The organism is Roseateles sp., assembly GCF_965229315.1.
Classification (GTDB): Bacteria; Pseudomonadota; Gammaproteobacteria; order Burkholderiales; family Burkholderiaceae_C; genus Pelomonas.
Genome location: NZ_CBDDJA010000002.1, coordinates 230,279 through 253,844 on the forward strand (window position 1 = coordinate 230,279; position 23,566 = coordinate 253,844).

The 23,566-nt window shown below is 65.4% G+C and carries 26 protein-coding genes, 1 tRNA gene and 1 pseudogene; 18 read left to right on the top strand and 10 right to left on the bottom strand.

From position 1 onward, the window contains the following. The first annotated feature begins 7 nt into the window (after positions 1-7). From hisI to tatC, 6 genes are all read left to right on the top strand, one after another. Positions 8-397: a phosphoribosyl-AMP cyclohydrolase gene (gene hisI / locus ACO07H_RS05770; RefSeq protein WP_422018596.1), complete on the top strand. Its 390-nt coding sequence runs from the start codon at positions 8-10 to the stop codon at positions 395-397. Beyond that, a complete protein-coding gene (locus tag ACO07H_RS05775) occupies positions 390-719 on the top strand; it encodes a phosphoribosyl-ATP diphosphatase (protein WP_422012062.1) in 330 nt (109 codons plus the stop codon). The genes hisI and ACO07H_RS05775 overlap by 8 nt, the downstream gene beginning before the upstream one ends. Then, on the top strand, positions 716-1,066 hold the full coding sequence (locus ACO07H_RS05780; protein WP_422012064.1) for a histidine triad nucleotide-binding protein: 351 nt from the start codon (positions 716-718) through the stop codon (positions 1,064-1,066). Before ACO07H_RS05775 ends, ACO07H_RS05780 begins: the two co-directional genes overlap by 4 nt. 113 nt (positions 1,067-1,179) lie before the next feature. Further along, positions 1,180-1,416 carry a Sec-independent protein translocase subunit TatA gene (tatA, locus tag ACO07H_RS05785; RefSeq protein WP_422012065.1) on the top strand — a complete coding sequence of 79 codons (237 nt, stop codon included), beginning with the start codon at positions 1,180-1,182 and terminating at the stop codon, positions 1,414-1,416. 8 nt (positions 1,417-1,424) lie between these two features. Then, positions 1,425-1,907 carry a Sec-independent protein translocase protein TatB gene (gene tatB / locus ACO07H_RS05790; RefSeq protein WP_422012067.1) on the top strand — a complete coding sequence of 161 codons (483 nt, stop codon included), beginning with the start codon at positions 1,425-1,427 and terminating at the stop codon, positions 1,905-1,907. After that, complete coding sequence (gene tatC / locus ACO07H_RS05795; RefSeq protein ID WP_422012069.1) at positions 1,904-2,695, top strand: twin-arginine translocase subunit TatC; 792 nt, start codon at positions 1,904-1,906, stop codon at positions 2,693-2,695. The genes tatB and tatC overlap by 4 nt, the downstream gene beginning before the upstream one ends. Before the next feature lie 11 nt (positions 2,696-2,706). Here the strand turns inward: tatC and ACO07H_RS05800 are convergent, their stop codons facing one another. Further along, on the bottom strand, positions 2,707-3,900 hold the full coding sequence (locus ACO07H_RS05800) for a S1C family serine protease (protein ID WP_422018597.1): 1,194 nt from the start codon (positions 3,898-3,900) through the stop codon (positions 2,707-2,709). A 22-nt stretch (positions 3,901-3,922) separates the two neighbouring features. On the opposite strand from ACO07H_RS05800, the gene ACO07H_RS05805 reads away from it, so the two are divergent. Next, positions 3,923-4,669, top strand: coding sequence for a Nif3-like dinuclear metal center hexameric protein (locus tag ACO07H_RS05805; RefSeq protein ID WP_422012071.1), 747 nt, complete (start codon positions 3,923-3,925; stop codon positions 4,667-4,669). Here the strand turns inward: ACO07H_RS05805 and ACO07H_RS05810 are convergent. Continuing rightward, positions 4,666-5,583, bottom strand: coding sequence for a peptidase (locus ACO07H_RS05810; RefSeq protein ID WP_422012073.1), 918 nt, complete (start codon positions 5,581-5,583; stop codon positions 4,666-4,668). The genes ACO07H_RS05805 and ACO07H_RS05810 overlap by 4 nt on opposite strands. A gap of 74 nt (positions 5,584-5,657) precedes the next feature. Between ACO07H_RS05810 and pdxA the strand changes: the two genes are divergently transcribed. Continuing rightward, on the top strand, positions 5,658-6,689 hold the full coding sequence (gene pdxA, locus ACO07H_RS05815; RefSeq protein WP_422012075.1) for a 4-hydroxythreonine-4-phosphate dehydrogenase PdxA: 1,032 nt from the start codon (positions 5,658-5,660) through the stop codon (positions 6,687-6,689). Between the two features lie 3 nt (positions 6,690-6,692). Beyond that, positions 6,693-7,352 carry a hypothetical protein gene (locus ACO07H_RS05820; protein WP_422012077.1) on the top strand — a complete coding sequence of 220 codons (660 nt, stop codon included), beginning with the start codon at positions 6,693-6,695 and terminating at the stop codon, positions 7,350-7,352. Positions 7,353-7,367: 15 nt separating this feature from the next. Here the strand turns inward: ACO07H_RS05820 and ACO07H_RS05825 are convergent, their stop codons facing one another. Then, a complete protein-coding gene (locus ACO07H_RS05825; RefSeq protein WP_422012079.1) occupies positions 7,368-9,776 on the bottom strand; it encodes a DUF1631 family protein in 2,409 nt (802 codons plus the stop codon). A 132-nt stretch (positions 9,777-9,908) separates the two neighbouring features. Beyond that, the gene (gene mscL / locus ACO07H_RS05830) at positions 9,909-10,334 is read right to left on the bottom strand and encodes a large conductance mechanosensitive channel protein MscL (protein ID WP_422012081.1); all 426 of its coding nucleotides are present in this window, start codon (positions 10,332-10,334) and stop codon (positions 9,909-9,911) included. A 194-nt stretch (positions 10,335-10,528) separates the two neighbouring features. Between mscL and petA the strand changes: the two genes are divergently transcribed. The 7 genes from petA to ACO07H_RS05865 all read left to right on the top strand — a co-directional run bounded on the left by petA (position 10,529) and on the right by ACO07H_RS05865 (position 15,503). Next, positions 10,529-11,131, top strand: coding sequence for a ubiquinol-cytochrome c reductase iron-sulfur subunit (gene petA / locus ACO07H_RS05835; RefSeq protein WP_422012083.1), 603 nt, complete (start codon positions 10,529-10,531; stop codon positions 11,129-11,131). 21 nt (positions 11,132-11,152) lie between these two features. Continuing rightward, a complete protein-coding gene (locus ACO07H_RS05840) occupies positions 11,153-12,565 on the top strand; it encodes a cytochrome b N-terminal domain-containing protein (RefSeq protein WP_422012085.1) in 1,413 nt (470 codons plus the stop codon). 20 nt (positions 12,566-12,585) lie between these two features. After that, positions 12,586-13,356, top strand: a complete 771-nt coding sequence (locus ACO07H_RS05845; RefSeq protein WP_422012087.1) for a cytochrome c1 — start codon at positions 12,586-12,588, stop codon at positions 13,354-13,356. Between the two features lie 138 nt (positions 13,357-13,494). Continuing rightward, positions 13,495-14,112: a glutathione S-transferase N-terminal domain-containing protein gene (locus tag ACO07H_RS05850; RefSeq protein ID WP_056192820.1), complete on the top strand. Its 618-nt coding sequence runs from the start codon at positions 13,495-13,497 to the stop codon at positions 14,110-14,112. After that, the gene (locus tag ACO07H_RS05855; protein ID WP_422012090.1) at positions 14,112-14,648 is read left to right on the top strand and encodes a ClpXP protease specificity-enhancing factor; all 537 of its coding nucleotides are present in this window, start codon (positions 14,112-14,114) and stop codon (positions 14,646-14,648) included. The genes ACO07H_RS05850 and ACO07H_RS05855 overlap by 1 nt, the downstream gene beginning before the upstream one ends. 22 nt (positions 14,649-14,670) lie before the next feature. Then, positions 14,671-14,746 (top strand) — tRNA-Thr (locus ACO07H_RS05860). 226 nt (positions 14,747-14,972) lie between these two features. Then, the gene (locus ACO07H_RS05865) at positions 14,973-15,503 is read left to right on the top strand and encodes a hypothetical protein (RefSeq protein ID WP_422012092.1); all 531 of its coding nucleotides are present in this window, start codon (positions 14,973-14,975) and stop codon (positions 15,501-15,503) included. A gap of 78 nt (positions 15,504-15,581) precedes the next feature. Here ACO07H_RS05865 and ACO07H_RS05870 read toward each other — a convergent pair whose 3' ends face one another. The 4 genes and pseudogenes from ACO07H_RS05870 to ACO07H_RS05885 form a co-directional block, all read right to left on the bottom strand. Next, complete coding sequence (locus ACO07H_RS05870; protein WP_422018680.1) at positions 15,582-15,851, bottom strand: hypothetical protein; 270 nt, start codon at positions 15,849-15,851, stop codon at positions 15,582-15,584. Between the two features lie 300 nt (positions 15,852-16,151). Then, positions 16,152-16,329 (bottom strand): annotated as a pseudogene (locus ACO07H_RS05875) (transposase); the annotation flags it as partial. A gap of 217 nt (positions 16,330-16,546) precedes the next feature. Then, positions 16,547-17,353 (bottom strand): hypothetical protein, encoded by an 807-nt coding sequence (locus tag ACO07H_RS05880; protein ID WP_422012094.1) that lies wholly within the window; start codon positions 17,351-17,353, stop codon positions 16,547-16,549. A gap of 98 nt (positions 17,354-17,451) precedes the next feature. Beyond that, complete coding sequence (locus tag ACO07H_RS05885; RefSeq protein ID WP_422012096.1) at positions 17,452-18,033, bottom strand: hypothetical protein; 582 nt, start codon at positions 18,031-18,033, stop codon at positions 17,452-17,454. A gap of 230 nt (positions 18,034-18,263) precedes the next feature. On the opposite strand from ACO07H_RS05885, the gene ACO07H_RS05890 reads away from it, so the two are divergent. Further along, positions 18,264-18,605 (top strand): hypothetical protein, encoded by a 342-nt coding sequence (locus ACO07H_RS05890; protein ID WP_422012098.1) that lies wholly within the window; start codon positions 18,264-18,266, stop codon positions 18,603-18,605. Between the two features lie 164 nt (positions 18,606-18,769). Here ACO07H_RS05890 and ACO07H_RS05895 read toward each other — a convergent pair whose 3' ends face one another. Beyond that, positions 18,770-19,951: a tyrosine-type recombinase/integrase gene (locus ACO07H_RS05895; protein WP_422012100.1), complete on the bottom strand. Its 1,182-nt coding sequence runs from the start codon at positions 19,949-19,951 to the stop codon at positions 18,770-18,772. A 187-nt stretch (positions 19,952-20,138) separates the two neighbouring features. Then, a complete protein-coding gene (locus ACO07H_RS05900) occupies positions 20,139-20,477 on the bottom strand; it encodes a hypothetical protein (protein WP_422012103.1) in 339 nt (112 codons plus the stop codon). Positions 20,478-20,671: 194 nt separating this feature from the next. Between ACO07H_RS05900 and secA the strand changes: the two genes are divergently transcribed. Further along, positions 20,672-23,416 (top strand): preprotein translocase subunit SecA, encoded by a 2,745-nt coding sequence (secA, locus tag ACO07H_RS05905; protein ID WP_422012105.1) that lies wholly within the window; start codon positions 20,672-20,674, stop codon positions 23,414-23,416. Positions 23,417-23,566 lie beyond the last annotated feature (150 nt).

Below are 23,566 nucleotides of genomic sequence, written 5' to 3' on the forward strand. Positions count from 1 at the left end.
GGACTGGCTGGACGACGTCAAGTGGGACGACAAGGGCCTGGTGCCCGTCATCGCGCAGGAGCAGGGCTCGGGCGACGTGCTGATGTTCGCGTGGATGAACCGCGAGGCGCTCAGCGCGACGGCCGAGCGCGGCCAGGCCGTCTACTGGAGCCGTTCGCGCGGCAAGCTGTGGCACAAGGGCGAGGAAAGCGGCCACTTCCAGCAGGTGCACGCCATCCGGCTGGACTGCGACAACGATGTCGTGCTGCTGACCATCACGCAACTGGGCCATGATCCCGCTGAACCTGGCATAGCCTGCCACACCGGCCGCCACAGCTGCTTCTTCCAGAAGCTGGAGAACGGCGTCTGGACCGCCACGGAGCCCGTGCTGAAGGACCCGGCCAAGATCTATGAGTGACGACATCCTGAACCGCGTCGGCGCGGTCATCGAATCCCGCAAGGGGGCGGACCCCAGCACCAGCTACGTCGCCAAGCTCTTCGACAAGGGCCTGGACGCCATCCTGAAGAAGGTCGGCGAGGAAGCCACCGAGACGGTCATGGCCGCCAAGGACGGCGACCCTCAGAAGGTGGTCTACGAGGTCGCGGACCTGTGGTTCCACAGCCTGGTGGCGCTGGCGCATTTCGGCCTGAAGCCCGAAGACGTGCTGGCCGAGTTGGCCCGCCGCGAAGGCCTGTCGGGCCTGACCGAATTCGCCCAAAGAGGACAGCCACAGCCATGACCCATACCGACCCGAACTGCATCTTCTGCAAGATCGTCGCCGGCCAGATCCCCAGCAAGAAGGTCTACGAGGACGAGGAACTGCTCGCCTTCCACGACATCCACCCCTGGGCGCCGGTGCATGTGCTGATCATTCCGAAGGCCCACGTGGCGTCCATGGACGACGTGACGGCGGACCACGCGCCGCTGCTCGGCCGCATGGCCGCCCTCGGCCCGCGCCTGATGAAGGAGCTGGGCGTGACCAACGGCTTCCGTCACGTCATCAACACCGGGCCCGACGGCGGGCAGGAAGTGCATCACCTGCATCTGCATGTGATGGGCGGCCCGCGGCCGTGGTTGAAAGGCTGAACGTCACCCCCATCTGACGCCTGCGTGCGTCGCAGGGGCGGCCGTTGCCGACGAGCAGGTCGTGTCACGGCCGCTCACCTAGAATTTGGGCCAGTCCTCAAGGAGTAAGCATCATGGGTTCATTCAGCATCTGGCACTGGCTGATCGTCCTGGTCGTCGTCATCGCCATCTTCGGCACCAAGAAGCTGCGCAACGTCGGGTCGGACCTCGGCGCCGCCGTCAAGGGTTTCAAGGACGGCGTGAAGGACGGCACCTCGCCCGACACGCCGGCGGTGCCGCCCCAGCAGGTCACTGCCGCGAAGGTCAACGACCCGAACACGGTGGACGTCGACGCCAAGACCAAGTCCTGAGCTGACGAGTGCTTGACTTCGGTTTTGACAAGATCGCGCTGATCGGCGCGGTGGCGCTGATCGTCATCGGCCCCGAGAAGCTGCCGCGCGTCGCCCGCACGGTGGGCACCTTGCTGGGCAAGGCGCAGCGCTATGTGGCGGACGTGAAGGCCGAGGTCAACCGCTCCATCGAGCTGGAGGAGCTTCAGAAGATGAAGACCCAGTTCGAGACGGCCGCGCGAGACGTCGGGCAGAGCGTGCGCCAGGAGGTCGACTCGGCCACGCAGGCCTTCGGCCAGACGTGGAGTGACGTGACCGGTGACACGTCGTCGTCCGACGCGACGGGCGCATTGCCGCACCTGTCGCCCGAGTACCGCCATCCGAAGAAGAACTGGCGGCTCAAGCGTGGTGCGACGCCGCTGTGGTTCAAGCAGAAGTCCAACGTGCGCCGCCATACCCAGTCTGGCGCCGCCCGCGTGGCGCGGTTCCGCCCGCCCCATCTGAACCGATGAGTTCCTTCCAGAAACCCGACCACGACGAACTGGCAGGCACCGAACAGCCCTTCGTCTCCCACCTGATGGAGTTGCGCGACCGGCTGCTGCGCGCCGTCATCGCCATCGCCGTCTGCTTCGGCGTGTTGTGCCTGTACCCCGGCCCGGGCCATCTCTACGACCTGCTGGCGGCGCCTTTGATCTCGCACCTGCCCGAGGGCACGAAGATGATCGCCACCAACGTCATCGCGCCGTTCTTCGTGCCGATCAAGATCACGATGCTGGCCGGTTTCCTGCTGGCGCTGCCCATCGTGCTCTACCAGGCCTGGGCCTTCGTCGCGCCGGGGCTGTATTCGCACGAGAAGCGCCTGGTGATGCCGCTGGTCATCTCCAGCACGCTGCTGTTCTTCGCCGGCGTGGCCTTCTGCTACTTCTTCGTCTTCGGCCAGGTCTTCAAGTTTATCCAGAGCTTCGCGCCCAAGAGCATCACGGCGGCGCCGGACATCGAGGCCTACCTCGGCTTCGTGATGAACATGTTCATCGCCTTCGGTGCGGCCTTCGAGGTGCCGGTCGTCGTCGTCGTGCTGGCGCGCATCGGCATCGTGTCGGTGGAGAAGCTGCGCGAATGGCGCGGCTACTTCATCGTCGTCGCCTTCATCGTCGCGGCCGTCATCACGCCGCCGGACATCGTGTCCCAGCTGGCGCTGGCCATCCCGATGTGCCTGCTCTACGAACTGGGCCTGTTCGCCGCCACCTACTTCGTGCGCAGCACGAAGGCACCGGACAGCGACGAGAACCCGCCGGCCTGAGGCCGCGGGGTTCAGTCCTCTTCGGCCTGGCGCTGCGGCCGGGGCCGCTGGGCGACGGTGAGCTGGAAGGTCATCGCCTTGCCGCCGCGCTGCACGCCCACCTCCACCTGGCCGGCGGGCTTGAGCGCCGCCACGCTGGCCAGCAACTCGGCCGGCGTCAGCACCGGGTGCTCGCCGATGCGCGTCAGCACGTCACCCGGCCGGATGCCGGCCTTGGCGGCCGGCGCATCGGCCACGACACCGCCGATGAGCACGCCACGGATCGGCGTTTTCGCGTCGCCCAGCTTCAGCGCCTCGGCGAGTTCGGGCGTCAGCTCGCGGGTCTGCACGCCGATCCAGCCGCGCGCGACGACGCCGTCCTTCAGCAGCGACGCCGCCACCTGGCGCGCCACGTCCACGGGGATGGCGAAACCGATGCCCAGGTTGCCGCCGCTGCGCGAGAAGATGGCCGTGTTGATGCCGATCAGCCGCCCGTCGGCATCCACCAGCGCGCCGCCCGAATTGCCGGGGTTGATGGCCGCGTCGGTCTGGATGAAGTTCTCGAAGGTGTTGATGCCGAGCTGGCTGCGGCCCAGCGCGGACACGATGCCGGACGTGACCGTCTGGCCGACGTTGAACGGGTTGCCGATGGCCAGCACCGCGTCGCCCACCTGCAGGCTGGCGGCATCGCCCAGCGGGATGACGGGCAGGTTGGGCAGGTCGATCTTCAGCACCGCGACGTCGGTCTCGGGATCGGTGCCGATCAGCTGGGCCTGTGCCTGGCGGCCGTCGCTGAGCTGCACCTGGATGTCGGACGCGCCTTCGACGACATGGTTGTTCGTCAGCAGCACGCCATCGGCCGAGATGATGACGCCCGAGCCCAGGCCCAGCTGCGGGCCGGAGCGCGGCTGGCGTGGGCCGAAGGGAAAGCCGAACAGCGGGTCTCGTGTGCGGCCCGCGCTGCGCGCCGCGGCCTTGCTGGCCGTGACGCTGACGACGGCTGGCGATGCGATGCGCGCGGCATCGGAGAACCCGGCGCGCACGATGGACGCGGCGGGCGAGGAGGGCAGGGCGGAGGGCTGCGGCAGCAGCAGCGGGCTCGTGGCCGGCGCGTCACGCCGTTGCGGCGCGGGCTGCAGCCATTGCGGCTTCAGTGTCGAGATGACGAAGACGGCGGCCAGGGCCACCGTGACCGCTTGCGCGAAAATCAGCCAGAGCCGCTTCAACACCCAGGAACCTCTTCAAGCCATGACCGACCGCGCCGCACTGGAACTCCGACTGAACCAGTTGCTGGAGCCCGGGCGCTTCAAGGATTATGGGCCGAACGGCCTGCAGGTCGAGGGCCGCGCCGAGGTGCGCCACCTGGTGTGCGGCGTCACGGCCAGCCTCGCGCTGATCGATGCGGCCATCGCGGCGAAGGCCGATGCCATCCTCGTGCACCACGGCCTGTTCTGGCGCGGCCAGGACGGCCGCGTGACGGGCTGGATGAAGCAGCGGCTGGCGCAGTTGATCCGCCGCGACATCAACCTGTTCGCCTACCACCTGCCGCTGGACGCTCACCCGACGCTGGGCAACAACGCCCAGCTCGGTGCTCGCCTGGGCTGGACGGCGGATGCGCGCTTCGGCGAGCAGGACCTGGGCTTCAGCGCGGCCATCGAACCCACTGACCTGCCGACGCTGGCAGCGCGGCTGCGCGAGACGCTGGGCCGTGACGTGACGGTCGTGCCGGGCGACGGCCGCCTGTTGCGCCGCGTGGCCTGGTGCAGCGGCGGGGCGCAGGGCTACTTCGAGGGGGCCATCGCGGCCGGCGCCGATGTCTTCATCACCGGCGAGATCTCCGAGCCCCAGGCCCACTACGCCCGCGAAACCGGCGTCGCCTTCGTTGCGGCCGGCCACCACGCGACCGAGCGCTACGGTGTGCAGGGCGTGGGCGCCCAGGTGGCGCAGGACCTGGGCCTGAGCTGGCAGTTCATCGACGTGGACAACCCCGCCTAAGCCGCGTCGAGGGCGTAACGGATGGCCGCGCGTACGGCCGTCACCTGCGCCGCCACGCAGTGCTGCGGCGTCGTGCGCGGGCTGTCGGGGTAGACCTCGGTCGTGGTGCTGAAGCGCGCGCCGGTGATGGCCGCGCACAGGCCGCCGCGGCTGACCGAGAAGCTGATGACGCCCGGTGACTGCAACGGGCAGCCGATGATGTGGCCGTGGGCATCGGCAGGCGCGATGTGCGTGACCTGCGCCACGGCAGCGATGACCGCGCGCTGGAAGTCCGGCTGCGGGCCGTCGACGTCGTCGACGAGGTAGAAGCCATCGGGCACCGTGTCGGGCTCGAAGGGGACGCCATCGCGTGCCGCGAGCGCGGGGCGGAATTCCGATTCGTCCGTGTTCGTCGTCTCGTGCAGGTCGATGTGCATCAACACGCGACCGCGCAGCGGCGCGAGCAGTGCGACCAGCGCGGCCGACTCGGGCACCGGGCTGCCCGCGCGGAAGTTGCGGTTCGGGTCGAGCGCGGCGAAGTTCCAGCGCTGCACGCGCTCGTAGGCCCAGGGGCTGACGCAGGGCACGACGAGCAGGTTGGCGCGGCCGGCGGTCTCCAGCCCATGCTGCGCCAGGAACTGCAGCGCGCCCTGCACGCCGCTGGTCTCGTAGCCGTGCACGCCGCCGGTCACGACGAGCAGGGGCAGATCCTCGCGCCAGTCGCGGCTGCGCACCGCCAGCAGCGGGAAGCGCTCGCCTTCACAGGCCAGTGCGCCGTACTCGCTGACGTCGAAGGCCTGGCGCAGCGGCTGGATGGCAGCCACCACGTCCTGCGCGTGGCTGCGCTGCTTGACGACGCGCTCGCGCCAGGCGTGGACCTCGGCGGGGCTCCAGGGCTGGCCGGGTGTGCCGATGGGATAGAACCGGGCGGTCATGGGTTGTGCGCTCCACGCGGGTCAGGGGAGGCGCAGTCTGCCACCCGCGGCCGGGCGTGATGAAAGAATGCCGCATGACTCCGGACAACCCCCTAGGCCTGCCTCTCGTCATCAGCATGGGCGATGCCTGTGGCATCGGGCCCGAGATCATCGCGCGGCAGTGGCAGCGAGAGGCTGTGCCGGATGCGGTCATCGTCGCCGACGTGGCGGTCATGCGGCGTGCCGTGGCCGTCATCGGCGGCGGGCTGGCGGTGGCCGAATTGAGCGGCCCGGAAGACCTCGGGCGCGTGCCGCCGCGCTGCCTGCCGGTGTGGCAGCCCGAAGGCCTGCCGGCCAGGCTGCTCGACGCGCCGGTGGGCCAGGTGGACGCGCGTGCCGGCGCGGCGGCAGCACGCTGCATCGAGGCCGCCGTGGGCCTGATCCAGGCGGGTCGTGCGCGCGCGCTCGTCACGGCGCCCATCCACAAGGAGGCGCTGCATGCGGCCGGCTCGCCGTTCCCGGGCCATACCGAGATGCTGCAGGCGCTGGCCGGCGGCGTGCCCGTGCGCATGATGCTGGCCAACGAGGAGCTGCGCACGGTGCTGGTCACCATCCACTGCTCGCTGCGGGACGCCATCGAACGTGTGACGCGCGAGTCGGTGCTGCAGACGCTGCGCATCACCGGCGCGGCACTGCGTCACATGGGCATCCAGGCGCCGCGCATCGCCGTGGCGGGGCTGAACCCGCATGCGGGCGAGGGCGGGCTGTTCGGCGACGAGGAGATCCACCACATCGCGCCGGCCATTGCGCAGGCGCGCGCCGAAGGGTGGGCCGCCACCGGGCCCTACGCGCCCGACACCGTCTTCATGCGCGCCCGCCGCGGCGAGTTCGACGTGGTCGTCGCGATGACGCACGACCACGGGCTGATCCCGGTCAAGTACCTGGGCGTGGAGCAAGGCGTCAACGTGACGCTGGGCCTGCCCTTCGTGCGCACCAGCCCCGACCATGGCACGGCCTTCGACATCGCCGGCCGGGGCATCGCCGACCCGTCCAGCCTGGCCGCGGCGCTGGCCATGGCCCGGCAGTTAGCATGCGTGCCTTCGCATCGAGCATCCAGGGAGGGATGAGCCATGACCACGTTTTTCAGATCCTTCGCGCCGCTGTGTGCCGCGGCCCTGCTGGCGCTGGGCGCCACCGGCGCGGCGCGGGCGGACGATGACAGCTATGTCGTCACGCTGGCCTTCGACGCGTCCTTCGACACCGAGGGCAAGGTGACCGAGCTGCGTCCGCACGAGGAAGCCGAACACCCGGCGGCGCTGTGGAACAACCTGAAGAGCCGTCTCGGCTCGATGAAGCTGCCGCCGGTCAAGGGCGATGATGGCCAGCCTGCGACCTTTCGCACCGGGTTGTATGTGAGCCTGGAGGTCAGCAAGGGCGGCGATGGCAAAGGCGGCCAGGTGCGCATCAAGGGCCTGAACCCGAGCCCGCTGGTGCTGGTCAAGGACTACTACGCCGCGCCCAAGGACGTGAAGGGGTCGGCAGGCTGGAGCGGCGACGTGAGCGCCGAATGCCTGGTGGGCGTGGACGGCCGCTGCGGCGAGATCAAGGTCGATGCGCTGCCCGGCATCCCGCAGTCGGTGCTGCGCTGGGCCAGCGTGTCCCTGGCGCTGTGGCGGTTCCAGTCGCCTGAAATCAACGGCAAGCCCATCCCCGCACCGGTGCGGCAGAACTTCACGATGAGCATCGCCGACGACATGCCGGTCAATTTCCGCGACAAGCGCAAGCTCTGAGCGGCAGGGGGCGCGTCAGGCCCGCGTGCCGAGGGCCGCGAGCTGCGCCCGGGCACGTGCCGTGGCGCGCTCCAGCAGCAGCGCCGGCTCGAACGCGCGCAGGCGGCCGGCCTCGCAGAGCTTTCTCAGCATGCGGGCCGTCATCGTCACCGTCTCCTGGTGGCGTTTGCCATGCGTGAAGATGAAGAAGCTGCGGCCCGCGCTGACGTGGGCCAGCCGCATCTTCTGCCAGTGCTCGCCGGTGTGCATCTGGTAGGCAAAGCCGAGCTGCAGCGTGTCCATCAGCAGCGCGCCGCTGCTGGGCTCGGGCGCACTCTCGGCAGCGGGCAGGCCTTCGATGGAGACGTCCTCGGCCCGCATCGGCTCGGCCGCAGCGGCGGCGTCGTTGCCCGACAGGTCGAGGTCCACCGCGCCGTTCCAGTCGACGCTGGTGTCCTCCACGAGGCCCAGGCTCTTGGCCTCGGCCGGCGTCAGCCGCTGGCTGGCATCGAGGTCCCCCGGCGCCGTGTCGCCCGCCACGGGCTTGGCCAGGTCAGCCTCGGCCGGTGGCGCCACGCCGAACACGTGGTCGAGCTGCTTGATGAGCAGGTTGGTGTCCAGCGCGGTGGGCGCCTGGCCCTTCAGCGATTCGGCATGCGCGGGCAGCAGTGCACCGAAGAAGTCCTTGCGCGGCGCGTCGGGCCAGCGGATCAGGTCCAGCCCCTCGTTGAGCGTGCGCATCAGGTGGGGCAGCTCGCGCAGGAAATCCGACCTCGCCGCGGTGCCGGCCTTGGGCTGCACGCTCATGACCAAGCTGCGGCCGAGCGTGCGCAGGCGCAGCGCCCGCTCCGGCGCGCCTTCGCGCGACGCCAGCACGATGGCCTGGCTCCACACCTGCGCCAGGAAGTTGCGCAGGAAATCCTGCATCGGCACCTTGGCGAGCTGCTGCTGCAGCAGCAATGCATAGCGCTGCTGCAGGCGCAGGTCCGTCTCGCGCCGCTCGACGACGGCGGCCGCGTCACCGGCGGCCTTCAGCGTGCTGCGGGCCTGCTCGGCGATGAAGGCTTCGAGGTCGTCCAGCTTGGCCGTGTAGACGTCCATGCGGTCGAAGTCGCCTTGCGCCACGTCCTGCACCAGGTCGCGCACGTGGGCCAGGAAGGACCGGCCGGGGTCGTCGCTGAAGTCGTCGAAGGCGCAGGCCAGCGACGCGAGGCGGTTGACGAACTGGCGCACCGGGTGGCGGCGCGACGAGAAGAACGTTTCGTCGCCCAGCGCGACGCGTAGCACGGGCAGCTGCAGCCGCGCCAGCAGGCGCGCCATCTGCGGCGGCACCTTGGGATCGGCCAGGATCTGGTCGAACAGGCTGCTGACGACGTCGATGACCATGTGGTCCAGCCGGCCGGTGGCCGCCTGGCGCAACTCGTCGCGGTGCTGGTGGATGAGGTTGGCCGGCAGCGGCAACTGGCCCCAGGCGCTGGGCTCGCCGCTGAGCACGTCCAGGCCCATGCGGCCGGAATGGCCGTGGCTGTCGTAGCTGCCGTCGTAGGGCGCCGGCGCATGGGCGAGCCGGCGCAGCAGGTCCATCATCTGCGGATCGACGCGGCCCATGCTGCCGCCGCTTGGGCCGGCACTGCCGAGGGCGCCACTGCGGCCGCCAGGGCCGTGGTTGCGGTTGCCGCTGCGACTGCCCAGGCTGCCATGACCTGAACCCCCGTAGCCGCCGCGCGTAGACGCCATGCCGCCGTGGCCGGAATCAAATTCACCCGACTGGGAATGGCTGCCCAGGCCTCCCGAGCGCGATGTGCTGCCGTCCGCCGACGGCGAGGCGCGCACACGCAGGTCCTGCGGACGCAGGCCGCGCGAGCGCAGCAGCTCGGCGATGTCGGCGTAGCACGCCCGCATTTCCTGAGCGAGTGAGCGGGTCAGTTCGTCGGTCAGCGTCTGGCGCGTCTGCGCGTCGTCGGTGATGGACTGCACCGCGTCGAGCAGCGCCTGGCCGATCAGCTCCGGGCGCAGCGGGTTGCGCTCGCCGACCTGGACGCCGCAGACATAGGACTCGACTTCGCGCAGTTCCCACTCGCAGTGATGGCCGATGGCCAGCCCGATGCGGTCCGCGGCGACGAGGTTGTTGACCTGGTCGTCGTCCATCAGCGAGAGCTCGCCCCAGTCCTTTTTGGCGGGTGCGGCGGCGGGCTTGGCTTCGACCTGCTCGGCCGCGACCAGCTTGCGCATGCCCTGCACGAATCGCTGCGAGAACGTGGCCTGCTGCTGGCGGAAGACGAACTGCGCCGCCAAGAGCGCGTCGCGGCGCTGGACCTTGCTCGCCGACAGTGCGGACAGGCCAAGCCCTTCCGCGCAGCGCTCAGCCGCCTGCTCGCCCGCAAGTCGGATGCGGGTCAGCGAAGCTTCGAGGTGCGGGTTCAGGCGTAACTCGGGCGCGTTCATCAACGGATTGGCACAGGCTGCCTCGAAAGTATCGCGCCTGCAACAGGTGCGGGTTTTCCGTGGGTTGCCAACTACCTCGCACAAAAAAGCCCGGTAACCATTCCTTACCGGGCTTGGGTGCGTCTGTGCAGCTCAGCGCCTGAGCGAATCGCGGATCTCGCGCAGCAGCTGGATGTCTTCCGGCGTGGGCGCCGGCTCGGCCGGTGCCGCCGGGGCGGCTTCGGGTTCGCGCTTGAGGCGGTTGATCTGCTTGATCATCAGGAAAATGACGAAGGCCAGGATCATGAAATTCAGCGACACGGTGATGAAGCTGCCGTAGGCCAGCACCGCGCCTTGCTTCTTCGCATCAGCCAGCGTCGTGGCCGTCTGGCCGGCGAGCGGGATGAAATAGTTGCTGAAGTCCAGCCCGCCGAAGATCTTGCTGACGACCGGCATGATGACGTCGCCCACCAGCGAGTCGACGATCTTGCCAAAGGCCCCGCCAATGATCACGCCGACCGCGAGGTCGATGACGTTGCCCTTGACGGCGAACTCCTTGAATTCGGAGAAAAAACTCATGCAGACTCCTGATGACAGCGGTTGAAGGCGGATCGTCGCCGATATTGGCTTCAAGTCTACGGGCATGGGAGCCGGGTAAACCTGCGGTCCGCGCGGCGCACTGCAAAGCCGGGGCTGGAGTCAGCGTCCGCTAGAATCCTGGGCTGCCCCTGATCAGAAGTCTGTCGAATTCGAAGTCTCTTTAGAGGACCCTCATGAGTGACCAGCAAGTGGACCAAGGCAAACGCACCTGGTTGATCGCAACCGGATGCGCCGGCGCCGTGGGCGGCGTCGCAACCGCCGTGCCCTTCGTCAGCACTTTCGCGCCCAGTGAGCGTGCCAAGGCCGCCGGCGCCCCTGTCGAGGTGGACATCTCCGGCATCAAGCCCGGCGAGAAGCTCACGGTCGAGTGGCGCGGCAAGCCGGTCTGGATCGTGCGCCGCACGCCGGAACAGCTCGCAGCGCTGAAGTCGAACGACGGCCAGCTGGCCGACCCGAATTCGGAGCGCAAGGCGTTCCCCATCCCCGACTACGCCAAGAACGAGGAGCGCTCGCGCAAGGAAAAGCCCGAGTACCTCGTCGTGGTGGGCATCTGCTCGCACCTGGGCTGCTCGCCCAGCGACAAGTTCGCGCCGGGTGCCCAGCCGTCGCTGCCCGATGACTGGAAGGGCGGCTTCCTCTGCCCCTGCCACGGCTCGACCTTCGACATGGCCGGCCGCGTGTTCAAGAACAAGCCCGCGCCCGACAACCTCGAGGTGCCGCCCTACATGTACCTGTCCGACACCCGTCTGCTGATCGGTGACGACAAGAAGGCCTAACGAGAACAAACGGGACGACACATGGCTGAATTCAAGGAAGCTCCCGCAGGCGCGTCGGTGGGCGTGAAGACCATGACTTGGCTGGAGAACCGGTTCCCGACCGCGTTCGACGCCTACAAGGTCCACATGTCGGAGTACTACGCGCCGAAGAACTTCAACTGGTGGTACATCTTCGGCTCGCTGGCGCTGCTGGTGCTGGTGATCCAGATCGTCACCGGCATCTTCCTCGTGATGCACTACAAGCCCGACGCGACGCTGGCGTTCGCTTCGGTCGAGTACATCATGCGCGATGTGCCCTGGGGCTGGCTGATCCGCTACATGCACAGCACGGGCGCCTCGGCCTTCTTCGTGGTCGTCTACCTGCACATGTTCCGCGGGCTCATCTACGGCAGCTACCGCAAGCCGCGCGAGCTGGTCTGGATCTTCGGCTGCGCGATCTTCCTGTGCCTGATGGCCGAGGCCTTCATGGGCTACCTGCTGCCCTGGGGCCAGATGTCGTACTGGGGTGCCCAGGTCATCGTCAACCTGTTCGCCGCCGTGCCCTTCGTTGGCCCGGACCTGGCGCTGATGATCCGTGGCGACTATGTCGTCGGCGACGCGACGCTGAACCGCTTCTTCAGCTTCCACGTCATCGCCGTGCCGCTGGTGCTGCTGGGCCTGGTCGTGGCGCACTTGCTGGCGCTGCACGACGTGGGTTCCAACAACCCGGACGGCGTCGAGATCAAGGGCCCTAAGGCGCCCAAGGATGCGCAAGGCCATCCGCTGGACGGCGTGCCGTTCCACCCGTTCTACACGGTGCACGACATCTACGCCGTCTGCCTGTTCCTGATGGTCTTCACGTCCATCATCTTCTTCGCGCCCGAGATGGGCGGCTACTTCCTCGAATACAACAACTTCATCCCGGCCGACCCGCTAAAGACGCCCGCGCACATCGCGCCGGTCTGGTACTTCACGCCGTTCTACTCGATGCTGCGGGCCACGACCGACACCATGGTCAACGTGCTGTGCGGCGTCGTCGCGCTCTCGGCCGTCGTGAGCTTCCTGAAGGGCAAGTTCGGCGGTGCCGCCAAGATCGCGCTGCTGGTGGCGGCAGCCGTGCTGATCTTCCTGCTCAAGGTTTTCGACGCGAAGTTCTGGGGCGTGGTGGTCATGGGTGGCGCGGTCATCATCCTGTTCTTCCTGCCCTGGCTGGACCACAGCCCGGTCAAGTCGATCCGCTACCGCCCGGACTGGCACAAGTATGTCTACGCCGTCTTCGTCGTCTTCTTCTTGTGGCTGGGTTACCTCGGCATCCAGCCGCCGAGCGACGCGGGCACGCTGATCGCGCAAGTCGGCACGCTGTTCTACTTCGGCTTCTTCCTGCTGATGCCCTGGTGGAGCCGGCTCGGTCGCCCGAAGCCGGTGCCCGACCGTGTGACCTTCCACGCCCACTGAGCCGCGGAGCAAGAACACCAATGAAAAAGCTGATCGCCATCCTGCTGGCTTCGCTGAGCCTGGCCGGTGCCGCCCATGCCTCCGAGGGCGGCATCCCCTGGGACAAGTTCCCCAAGGAAAAGATGTCGGACATGGCAGCGCTGCAACACGGCGCCAAGTTGTTCGTCAACTACTGCCTGAACTGCCATTCCGCGGCCTACATGCGCTACAACCGCATGCGCGACATCGGCCTGTCCGAAACCGAGATCAAGAACAACCTGCTGTTCGCCGCCGACAAGGTCGGCGAGACCATGAAGGTCAGCCTCGATGCCAAGGACGCCAAGGCCTGGTTCGGCGCCAACCCGCCCGACCTGACCGTCATCGCCCGCTCGCGCGCGGACGGTGCCAAGGGCTCGGGTGCGGACTACCTCTACACCTACATGCGGAACTTCTACCGCGACGACACCAAGGCGACGGGCTGGAACAACCTGGCCTTCCCCAGCGTCGCGATGCCGCACGTGATGTGGGAGTTGCAGGGCCAGCGCGCCGCCAAGTTCGAGGAAGTTGCCGACCCGCACGACCACGAGAAGAAGGTGCATGTCTTCGCCGGCTACCAGCAACTGGTGCCCGGCACGTTGAACGAACGCCAGTACGACGAGGCGGTGGCCGACCTGGTCGCCTACCTGCAATGGATGGGCGAGCCCGCACAGGGCCAGCGCTTCCAGCTCGGCGTCATCGTGCTGATCTTCCTCGGCTTCCTGACCGTGTTTGCCTGGCGCCTGAACGCCTCTTACTGGAAGGATGTGAAGTAGTTTCGTTTGTTCAGGCGCTGCTTTGCGGCGCCGAACCACGCAGTGGGGCGCGCGTCAGCCACCCACTGCGTTTGCTTTTTCAGCGCGTGGCTGCCTGCCCCGCGTTTTCGATTGACTGACCCCTCGGGAGCCCAAGCCATGATGGTCCTTTACTCCGGCACCACCGACCCCTACTCGCACCGCTGCCGCTTCGTGCTGTTCGAGAAAGGCATGGACTTCGAAATCCGTGACGTTGACCTGTTCGCGAAGCCCGAAGACATCGCCCTGATGAACCCGTACAACGAGGTGCCCATCCTCGTCGAGCGCGACCTCATCCTGTACGAATCGCACATCATCAACGAGTACATCGACGAGCGCTTCCCGCACCCGCAACTGATGCCCGGCGACCCGGTGGCGCGTGCCCGCGTGCGCCTGTTCCTGCTGAACTTCGAGAAGGAATTGTTTGCCCACGTGAACATCCTCGAAGGCCGCGGCACGACGACCAAGGCGACCGACAAGCAGCTTGAAAAGGCCCGCTCGCAGATCCGCGACCGCCTCACGCAGCTCGCGCCGATCTTCCTGAAGAACAAGTACATGCTGGGCGACGACTTCTCGATGCTCGACGTGGCCATCGCGCCGCTGCTGTGGCGCCTGGACTACTACGGCATCGACATGTCCAAGAACGCGCTGCCGCTGCTGAAGTACGCCGAGCGCATCTTCAGCCGCCCGGCCTACATCGAGGCGCTGACGCCCTCGGAAAAGGTCATGCGCCGCTGATGGAACAGACTCCCGCCCCCGGCGGGACGGGCAACGGCACGTCCACCCGGCCCTACCTGATCCGCGCGCTGCACGACTGGTGCACGGACAACGGCTTCACGCCCTACATCGCGGTCCACGTCGACCGCGCGGTGCAGGTGCCGATGGAGTACGTGTCCAACCACGAGATCGTGTTGAACGTCGGCTTCGATGCGACCAGCGGGCTGGACCTCGGCAACGAGTTCATCCAGTTCAAGGCGCGTTTCGGCGGCGTCGCGCGCGAGATCATCGTGCCGGTGGATCACGTCGTCGCGATCTACGCCCGCGAGAATGGGCAGGGCATGGCCTTCCCGGCGCCCGAGCCGCTCGGGGATGATGCGCCCGCTGCGCCCGCTGCGCCCGCTGCGCCGGCTGCCAGCATTGCGGCGCCCGTCGCCGCCGCGCCGCGCCGCGGCCTGCGGCTGGCCTCCGAGACGCCCGAGGGCGACGCGGATGACGAGCCACCGCCCGAGACCCCGGCCGGCGGCAGCCGTCCTTCGCTGAAACGGGTCAAGTAAGCATCTAGAATGCGCACCTTCAGCCGGCTTAGCTCAGTTGGTAGAGCAACCGCCTTGTAAGCGGTAGGTCATCAGTTCGAATCCGATAGCCGGCACCAAAAAATGAAACGGGATCAAGCACTTACGCTTGATCCCGTTTTCTTTTGCTTGCTTGTACTTTCCTAATTTGGGCCAACGGCCTGGCCCAAATTTGGCCCAGGGCCAACAGTCCAGAGCCCCAGTTGCCCGCGTTTTGGCCGCCTTGGGAATCTCTGGCTCACCGCGACGGACTACCTTGAGCGGGGACCGTCCCTGCACGAGCTACTGCATGGCTTCCTTGCCGGCATGGCGCACGACGGCGGGCCCGGCTTCGTGGTGCCCACGCAGGTGGATAGCCATTGGGGCTATAGCAGCGCCGGCGGCCAGCTCGGCGGCTGGTCGAAGCTGGAGAAGAGGGCAGATGGCAGCTACCTCGGCACCGTGACTTTTCGGGGCGGCGGCACGGGGCCTTTTGGCTCTTTCGCCAACGGCGGCAACGTCGTGGCGTACAGCAACCTGGAGCTGTGGGCGATGGGTCTGATCCCAGATGCTGAGCTGCAGAGCGTCGAGGTGGCGCAGGGCGCTGTGCCGTCAACGACCGAGCCAGGCGTGTTCACGACGACCGGCCTGACGACCTATACGCCAGACCAGATCATCGCCCGCGTGCTGCCGCAGTCGCGGCCGTCGACGGCAACCCCGCGAGCCTGGCGCGGCCTGGTGGTCCTAGCCACCACTGACGCCACCGTGAGCGCAGCGACTCGCGACATGCTCAACGGCCAGATCGACCGTTTCAGCCAGCGGCTTACGCCGCCGGCCGGCGCGTTTCATAAATGGTGAAGCGCTACAGGCGGTCGATCGTCGATGCAGCTGGCAGCGGCGAGCACCTTGGGCAATTGAGTGACCTTCAGCCGCCATTCAGCGCGGGTTAAAAGCCATGCATTGAATGGCGGATTTGCCGGTCGCGGTGCAGGCGGCCGTTTCGTCCCAGATCGCCTGGCCAAGGCCGCCGACGATAAACCCAAACACCGTGAACATGACGATGAAGGCGCCGGCGCGTTCCTTCGGTGGCTCGCTGTTCTGCATCCAGGCGGCTAAGCGCCGGATCTGTCGCGCTGCCAGGTACAGCGCAGGAAAGCCGACGGTGAAGGCTGCAGTGATGGGGCCGAGAGCGAAGTAGTGCTGCATATGTCCTATGGGGACGAGTTGTTGACGCGTTGGATTCTGTTGGCCAGCTCTCAAGTCCAATGGCGAAACCTCGGGGGTTTTCAGCCCGATTTGGCGTCGCGGCGACACGGCGATAATCACGTTGACGCGTTACCCCGCGTTCCTGCTTTTCCTCCCTGAGCAGGCCTCGTCGCGATGACGCGATGCGGCTTTGACACCCCGGCCCATGCCGGGGTTTTTCTTGAAGCCTCCGCTGTCGTGCGCCGATGCTTTCGGCGCCTTCGGCCAGGCGCTCGAGGGAGAACTTCCAAGACGCGAGAACTTCATCCATCTTGAGCCGGCTGTTCTCCAGCTCCAGCGCCTTCAGACGCTTGACGTCAGCCACTTCCAGCTGGCCAAAGTGCTTGCGCCAACCTTAGATCGTGGGCTCGCTGACCTTGTGCTTCTTGGCCGCCTCGGCCACCGTGGTGCGGTCTGCCTCGCGCAGGGGCGCCACCATCTGCTCTTACGTGAATCGCCATCCAAGGCCGACAAGTTCGGCGGGGGGCAACCATTCAAGGTCAGTCGAGCACTGGATGAGCGGTAGCGCCATTGGTTGCGGGCCATCCAGCTCGAACACTGGCAGACTCTGACGCGATCTAACGAACTGAAAGCCGTCTGGGCCGCGGAAACCGCGCGTAGGCTGGCTGCAGCCGATTCAGGATTTTGGCGATTTATTAGGGGTCAATCATCAGCATGTTGAGAATCATGCCGCCGATAGTGACCGCTATACCACCCGCCAACTTTGTATTGTGAAAGCTGGCTACGATGGGAGCGTATGCTCGCATAACTGCGGCATTGTTGTAGTTGGCGAACGTGGTGTTCCGTGAGTTGCCACCAAATGAAGGATTTGTGATATGCCAAGTCACCGCGCCTGATCCTTGCCCATAGAAGTCAGCCGCGCCGCTGGGCGTTGAATACCAAAGAATGCGACTGCTGGTGCAGCTAAGTCCATTAAGTTTATCGACTGGCGTATATGCCATAATCGTGTGCAAACATATTATGCTGCTACCTGCCGCGGCGCCAGGATCAGTGCCCGCGATTTGAATATATGCACCGTGTCCGGAACCGGTCGTGTCATTGGTGTTGACGAGCTGGGCGCCAGTGTATTGATGACGAGCGCCGAGCAAATGGGCAAACTCGTGTAAGTAGGTGTAATTTGGAAGCGCAGTAATGTCTACTGCTGCAAACGCCGTGTTGGCAGTTGAGCCGACCTGTAGAGCTTGACCGGACGCCTGACCAAAGAACCCGAGCATCATTACGACATCTGCACCCGCCGTGTCGCGTCTTAACCTAAGCAAAGTGCTTTGTTGCCCAGCTGCGGGCATGTCGAATATTGAAGTAACTCCTGTACTATCAAACGACACCACGCCAGCCGACTGAACTACCACGTCGAGCCCGCTATTTGCAAGTGCTGAGTTAAGATTAGCAATCTGCGAGTTGACCTGAGTGACGATATTATTGAGGCTCCAGACATTTGCCACGTTCCCGTCATAGCTCGTGAGAATTCTTATGGTCGTCGCCGCCGATGCGATTGACGATAAACACAGAAGGGCTGCGCAAATGTACCAGCGCATAAATCTCATGGCTTACCACCAATCGCAGAAGAAGCTGGCTGAGAGGGTAGTGGCCGAATGGGATGCCGAAATCTTTCGGGGTCAACTTTTCCGCTCATGCTGGGAAGCTCCTCTGCATCGGTCAGACTGGCAGCCTCGGTTAGTATTTCAACTCGCTCACCCGCAAGAGTCGCAATCCCATAAACATGGCCGTTTTCTCTAATTTCTCCCCCAATGGTGTTTTCATCATAGGAAATTACCAATGTTCCACGTTCTGAGGCGCCCCTCCATAAGGAAAACTTGTCGCCTTCGGTTTTCGTGGTGGTACCCCTGTATGTATATTCAGCGCCGTCCGGTAGAGCAATGGTGGCGATGTTGCCGCCTAGGGCCCGCCGATTTATCTTCACTATCTGAACGCTTTTGTAAAGAGACGAGCTCTTTCGCATGGCGCTCAAGTGCGCATTCTCTGCTGTTGTTAATAGAGATGCTTCACTAGCTAGCGGAATGAAGTCGGACTTTGTAAAGAGTTGGATGCCCTGCCCCGCACTGGAAATGTCAATGAACATCCCAGTCAGGGCGGCTAAAATAAAAAAATATCGATATTTCATCGATGCCCTCATGGTGATCCAAGAAGAACGTGAAGGATGCCGCATAGATCTAACGGTTGCTTCAGTGCGATCAACAGGATTTGCCAACCCATGTCCTTTCGCTTATCTGTTCAAGCATTTGATACTACGCTATCGTATAATGTCGGTGGATCCAAATAATTGGCGTATAAATGGGCCTTGCGATTAATTAATAACTGACGCTGTATATATCCTCGCCATCGCTCCATCGAGTGCAAGTATTTGTGCCTGTTATCACAATCGTGGCGCCTGTGGCTCGCGCAGACAGCAGCATAGCCAATTGCTGTTTGCCGCTATTTGAATTTTCGTCTTTGATAAACCAGTACGAGATCGTGGCACATCCCGGTCGCCCGGACGGAGAGCCGCTCAAATACACCACAATCAACCCATCGTTTCGAATGGTGATGTTAGTCACCACGCCAGACTGGGAGCCAGCAACTGCTGCTGGCGAGCCAAACGAAAAGGTCGCAGCAAGAATTGCTGAAATTAGTAGTCTGCTCTTCATCAATTTATCGCTCCTAAGCAAGTGGTGTATGGCAATTCAACGTGCATGAAGGACTGTGCGCTGAACTAGGCCAAGTTTGTATCATCAGAGCTGATGTAAACGCGGTGCAAATTCACAAGGCGTAGGCCTACTGCCGGTAGAAATCTCCTGAGTCGCCCCAAAGACTTGCGAGCTGCCCCCCGGGATGCTCCATGATCACAGGGGCTGCCGATGTCAGCCTAATTTGGTGGCCAACTTCGCCGCCTCTACGTGGGTGTATCGCTTCAGCATCTGCATGGACTTGTGCCCCGTCATCGATGCAGCCTCGAACGGGTTGAGGCCCTTCTCGAAGAGTCGACTCGTACCCTCGTGGCGGGTGGTGTGGAAGGGGAGGTCAGCCAGCACCGCTGGATCTCGTTCGGTACCAGCTGCCTCACAGTCGGACAGGTAGAGCGCGCGGGCGCGCTCTAGGCACCTCGTCCAGGCCTTCTCAAACGAGTCCGACCGTGACCACTGGAAGACGCGACCCTCCTTCCGCATGCGGATCAGCGCGAGAGCTTGTGGTGCCTTTGACGGCGCCTTGGACGGCTTGCGTTCATCGGCTTGGTTCACGACCTGGAGCGGTGCACTGGCTGCCTTCAGCTCTTTGAGAACCGCCATCGCTGCGGTCGACAGTGCGACAGTCCGAGACTCGCCGTTCTTGGTTTTAGTGAGGTGCGCGGTGCGCTTTTGAAGATCAATGGTCGCCCAGCGTAGCGAGAGCAGCTCTCCCAGTCGCATCGTTGTTTCGATGGCCAGGCTGATGATCTCCTTCATGCCCAGGCTGGCGGCGCCCGCCTTTTGCAAGTAGTTCAGCTCGACGGGTGTGATGCGACGCTCACGGGCTTTGGCGCGGACCGGTTTGCGAGTTGCGCGCACAGGGTTCTCGGTCAAGGGGATCGACCACTCGCCCCTCGCGTGCTCGAAGATCGCGCTGAGGGTGTTCAGCTCATGAATGACAGTCTGCGCCGACACCTTGCGCCCCGTCTCGGCCTTCGCGGCTTGAGCGGATTTGCCCGGCACCTTTGCTGGCTCCTTCGCACGACGATCGCGGAAGGCGGCCACGTGAGACGCCTGGATGGTTCCGATGGGCCGGCGCAGCTCTGGCGCAGCCATCAGGGTCTTGATCCGGTATTCCTCGGACTTCGCTGAACGCTTCGAAGGGGTGACTTCTTCCAGATAGCGCTTGGCGACCTCGGCGAAAGGCTTCTCGGCCGCGCTGGTGTCGCGCCACTGTCCGCGGGTGATGGACAGCTCGGTTTCCTGGGCCCAGGTAACGGCGTCCGCCTTCGACATGAAGGTCCGCGACTGCTCGATCCCGTCGCGCCTCACGCGCGCCCGCCACTGCAGTTCCCCCCGCTTTTCGATGCGCGCCATTTCATTCCCTCTTAGTCTTGTGGCCCAAATTTGGCCCAAGAATACAGGGTGAGGCAGTGAATGCCAATGTTGATCGATGTTCTATCGCGACGCCCTAGACGCCTTGTAAGCGGTAGGTCATCAGTTCGAATCCGATAGCCGGCACCAAACCCACCGAACCCCACTGCCTCACGGCGCTGGGGTTTCGTCATTTCTGTGCCAGCTTGATGCGGATGCGGCCGGGCAGGCCGGCCTGGGCCAGCAGGGCTTCCAGCCGAGGCAGCAACTGGCGCAGCTTGGCCGCGACGGCCGCATTGGCGACCAGCAGGCTCCAGCCGTCCTCGTCCAGCGGCCCGGGTTGCACGCTGGCCGCCAGCCCGCCGGGCAGTGCCGGGCCGATGATGCGCAACCGTCGCCGCGAGGCCTCCAGCCGCGCGCTGAGCTGGCTCAGCCCCGCGTGGGCACTCAAGGCCTGCGCCACCGGCGTCGGCGACGGGATGCTGACGCGCGTGCCCTTGGGAGCGAGGTAGCGGGGGGCGGACGACATCGGCGCAGTGTAGTCAGCGTCCCTGCCCGCCCGCGGCGTCGCTGCGGCCTGTGCACCGGGCCGCTGCTAAACTGCGCCGTTTTGCGCGGCCATGCAAGTCCGTCTTGCAATGCCTTGCCGCGCCCCAAGATTCGCGCCTCTCACCGGGCGGGCCGGCCCCGCCGGGTGTCGCCAGCTCCTCATCCTTTCGCAGCATGTTGCCCAAGCTTCTCACCTCGATTTTCGGTAGCCGCAACGAGCGACTGCTCAAGCAGTACCGCCGCACCGTGCAGCAGATCAATGCGCTGGAGCCGAAGTTCGAGGCGCTGAGCGACGATGAACTGCGTGCGCAGACCGCCGAGTTCAAGCAGCGCATCGCCAACGGCGAAACGGTCGACGACATCCTGCCCGAAGCCTTCGCCGTCTGCCGTGAAGGCAGCAAGCGTGCGCTGAAGATGCGCCACTTCGACGTGCAGCTGATCGGCGGCATGGTGCTGAACGCCGGCAAGGTCGCCGAAATGCGCACGGGTGAGGGCAAGACGCTGATGGCGACGCTGCCGGTCTACCTGAACGCGCTGACGGGCAAGGGCGTCCACGTCGTCACGGTGAACGACTACTTGGCGCGCCGCGACGCCGAATGGATGGGCAAGCTGTACACCTTCCTCGGCCTGTCGGTGGGCATCAACCTGCCCAACATGCCGCGCGAGGAGAAGCAGGCCGCCTACGCCGCCGACGTCACCTATGGCACCAACAACGAATACGGCTTCGACTACCTGCGCGACAACATGGTCTACGAGACCCGTGACCGCGTGCAGCGCGGCCTGGGCTACGCCATCGTCGACGAGGTGGACTCCATCCTCATCGACGAGGCGCGCACGCCGCTGATCATCTCGGGCCAGGCCGACGACCACACCGACGTCTACCTGCGCATCAACGCGGTCGTGCCCAAGCTGAAGAAGCAGATCGGCGAGTTGGACCCGCGCACCGGCGAGGGCGTCATCGAGCCGGGCGACTTCACTGTCGACGAGAAGTCGCACCAGATCCACCTGACCGAAGAAGGCCACGAGAACGCCGAAGCGCTGCTCGCCGAGGCCGGCCTGATCGCCGAGGGCGCGAGCCTGTATGACGCGGCCAACATCACGCTGATGCATCACCTCAATGCGGCGCTGCGGGCCCATCACGTCTATCACAAGGACCAGAGCTACGTCGTGCAGAACGGCGAGGTCATCATCGTCGACGAGTTCACCGGCCGCCTGATGAGCGGGCGCCGCTGGAGCGACGGCCTGCACCAGGCCGTCGAGGCCAAGGAAAGTGTGCAGATCCAGGCCGAGAACCAGACGCTGGCCTCCATCACGTTCCAGAACTACTTCCGCATGTACGGCAAGCTGTCCGGCATGACGGGCACGGCCGACACCGAGGCCTACGAGTTCCAGGAGATCTACGGTCTGGAGACCGTCGTCATCCCGCCGAACCGCCCGACCATCCGCAAGGACGAACTGGACCTGGTCTACAAGACCGACAAGGAAAAGTACGCCGCCGTCATCGAGGACATCCGCGCCTGCCACACCCGCGGCCAGCCGGTGCTGGTGGGCACGACGTCCATCGAGAACTCCGAGCTCATCTCCACGCTGCTGCAGCAGGCCAAGCTGCCGCACAACGTGCTGAACGCCAAGCAGCATGCCAAGGAGGCCGAGATCGTCGCCCAGGCGGGCCGCCCGGGCGTCATCACCATCGCGACCAACATGGCCGGCCGTGGCACGGACATCGTGCTGGGCGGCAACGTCGAGAACCAGGTCAAGTTCCTCGAAGCCGACGACGCGATCCCCGCCGACGAGAAGGCGCGCCGCATCCAGCAGCTGCACGACGAATGGCAGGGCCTGCACGACAAGGTCAAGGCCGAGGGCGGCCTGCGCATCATCGCGACCGAGCGCCACGAGAGCCGCCGCATCGACAACCAGCTGCGTGGCCGCTCCGGCCGCCAGGGCGACCCGGGCTCCAGCCGCTTCTACCTGTCGCTGGACGACCAGTTGATGCGCATCTTCGCCGGCGAGCGCGTGCGCGCCATCATGGACCGGCTGAAGATGCCCGAGGGCGAGGCCATCGAGGCCGGCATCGTCACGCGCTCCATCGAGGGCGCCCAGCGCAAGGTCGAGGCCCGCAACTTCGACATCCGCAAGCAGCTGCTGGAGTACGACGACGTGTCGAACGACCAGCGCAAGGTCATCTACCAGCAGCGCAACGACATCCTGGAGGCCGAGAGCCTCATCGCCCAGATCGCTTCGCTGCGCACCTCCACGCTGACCGACGTCGTGCGCACTTTCGTGCCGGCCGAGAGCCTGGAAGAGCAGTGGGACCTGGCCGGCCTGGAGAAGGTGTTGCGGGACGAGTGGCAGACCGAGGTCGCGCTGGTCGAGCTGGTCAAGAAGAGCGACTCCATCACCGACGAGGACATCCTCGAAGCCGTTACCAAGGCGGGCGACGAGCAGTTCCAGAGCAAGCTCGACCGCGTTGGCATCGAGCAGTTCAACCCCTTCATGCGCATGGTGCTGCTGCAGAGCATCGACCAGCGCTGGCGCGAGCACCTGGCCGCGCTGGACTACCTGCGCCAGGGCATCCACCTGCGCGGCTACGCCCAGAAGAACCCCAAGCAGGAATACAAGCGCGAGGCCTTCGAGCTGTTCTCGCAACTGCTGGACATGGTGAAGATGGAGGTCACCCGCACGCTGCTCAATGTGCGCATCCAGAGCCAGGAAGAGGCCAACGAGGCCGCCGAGGCGCTGGAACGCCGGGCCGAGGCGGTGTCCAACCTGACCTACCAGCACCCCAACGAGGACGGCTCCGTCAGCCAGGAGGTCGATTCCTCGACGCTGGTCGAGAAATACGGCCACATCGGCCGCAACGACCCCTGCCCCTGTGGCAGCGGCCGCAAGTTCAAGCTCTGCCACGGCAAGCTGGCCTGATTTCAGCGGCGTGAATCCGTCACGGGCCGGCTCTGCCGGCCCGTTTTCATTGGTGGGCCGGCCTCGCCCACCCCACCCATACGGGGGGAAAACCGTGCGTTTGAGCACATCGCGAGCCCTGCGCCACGCGCATGGGGGGTGCCCCGGCTG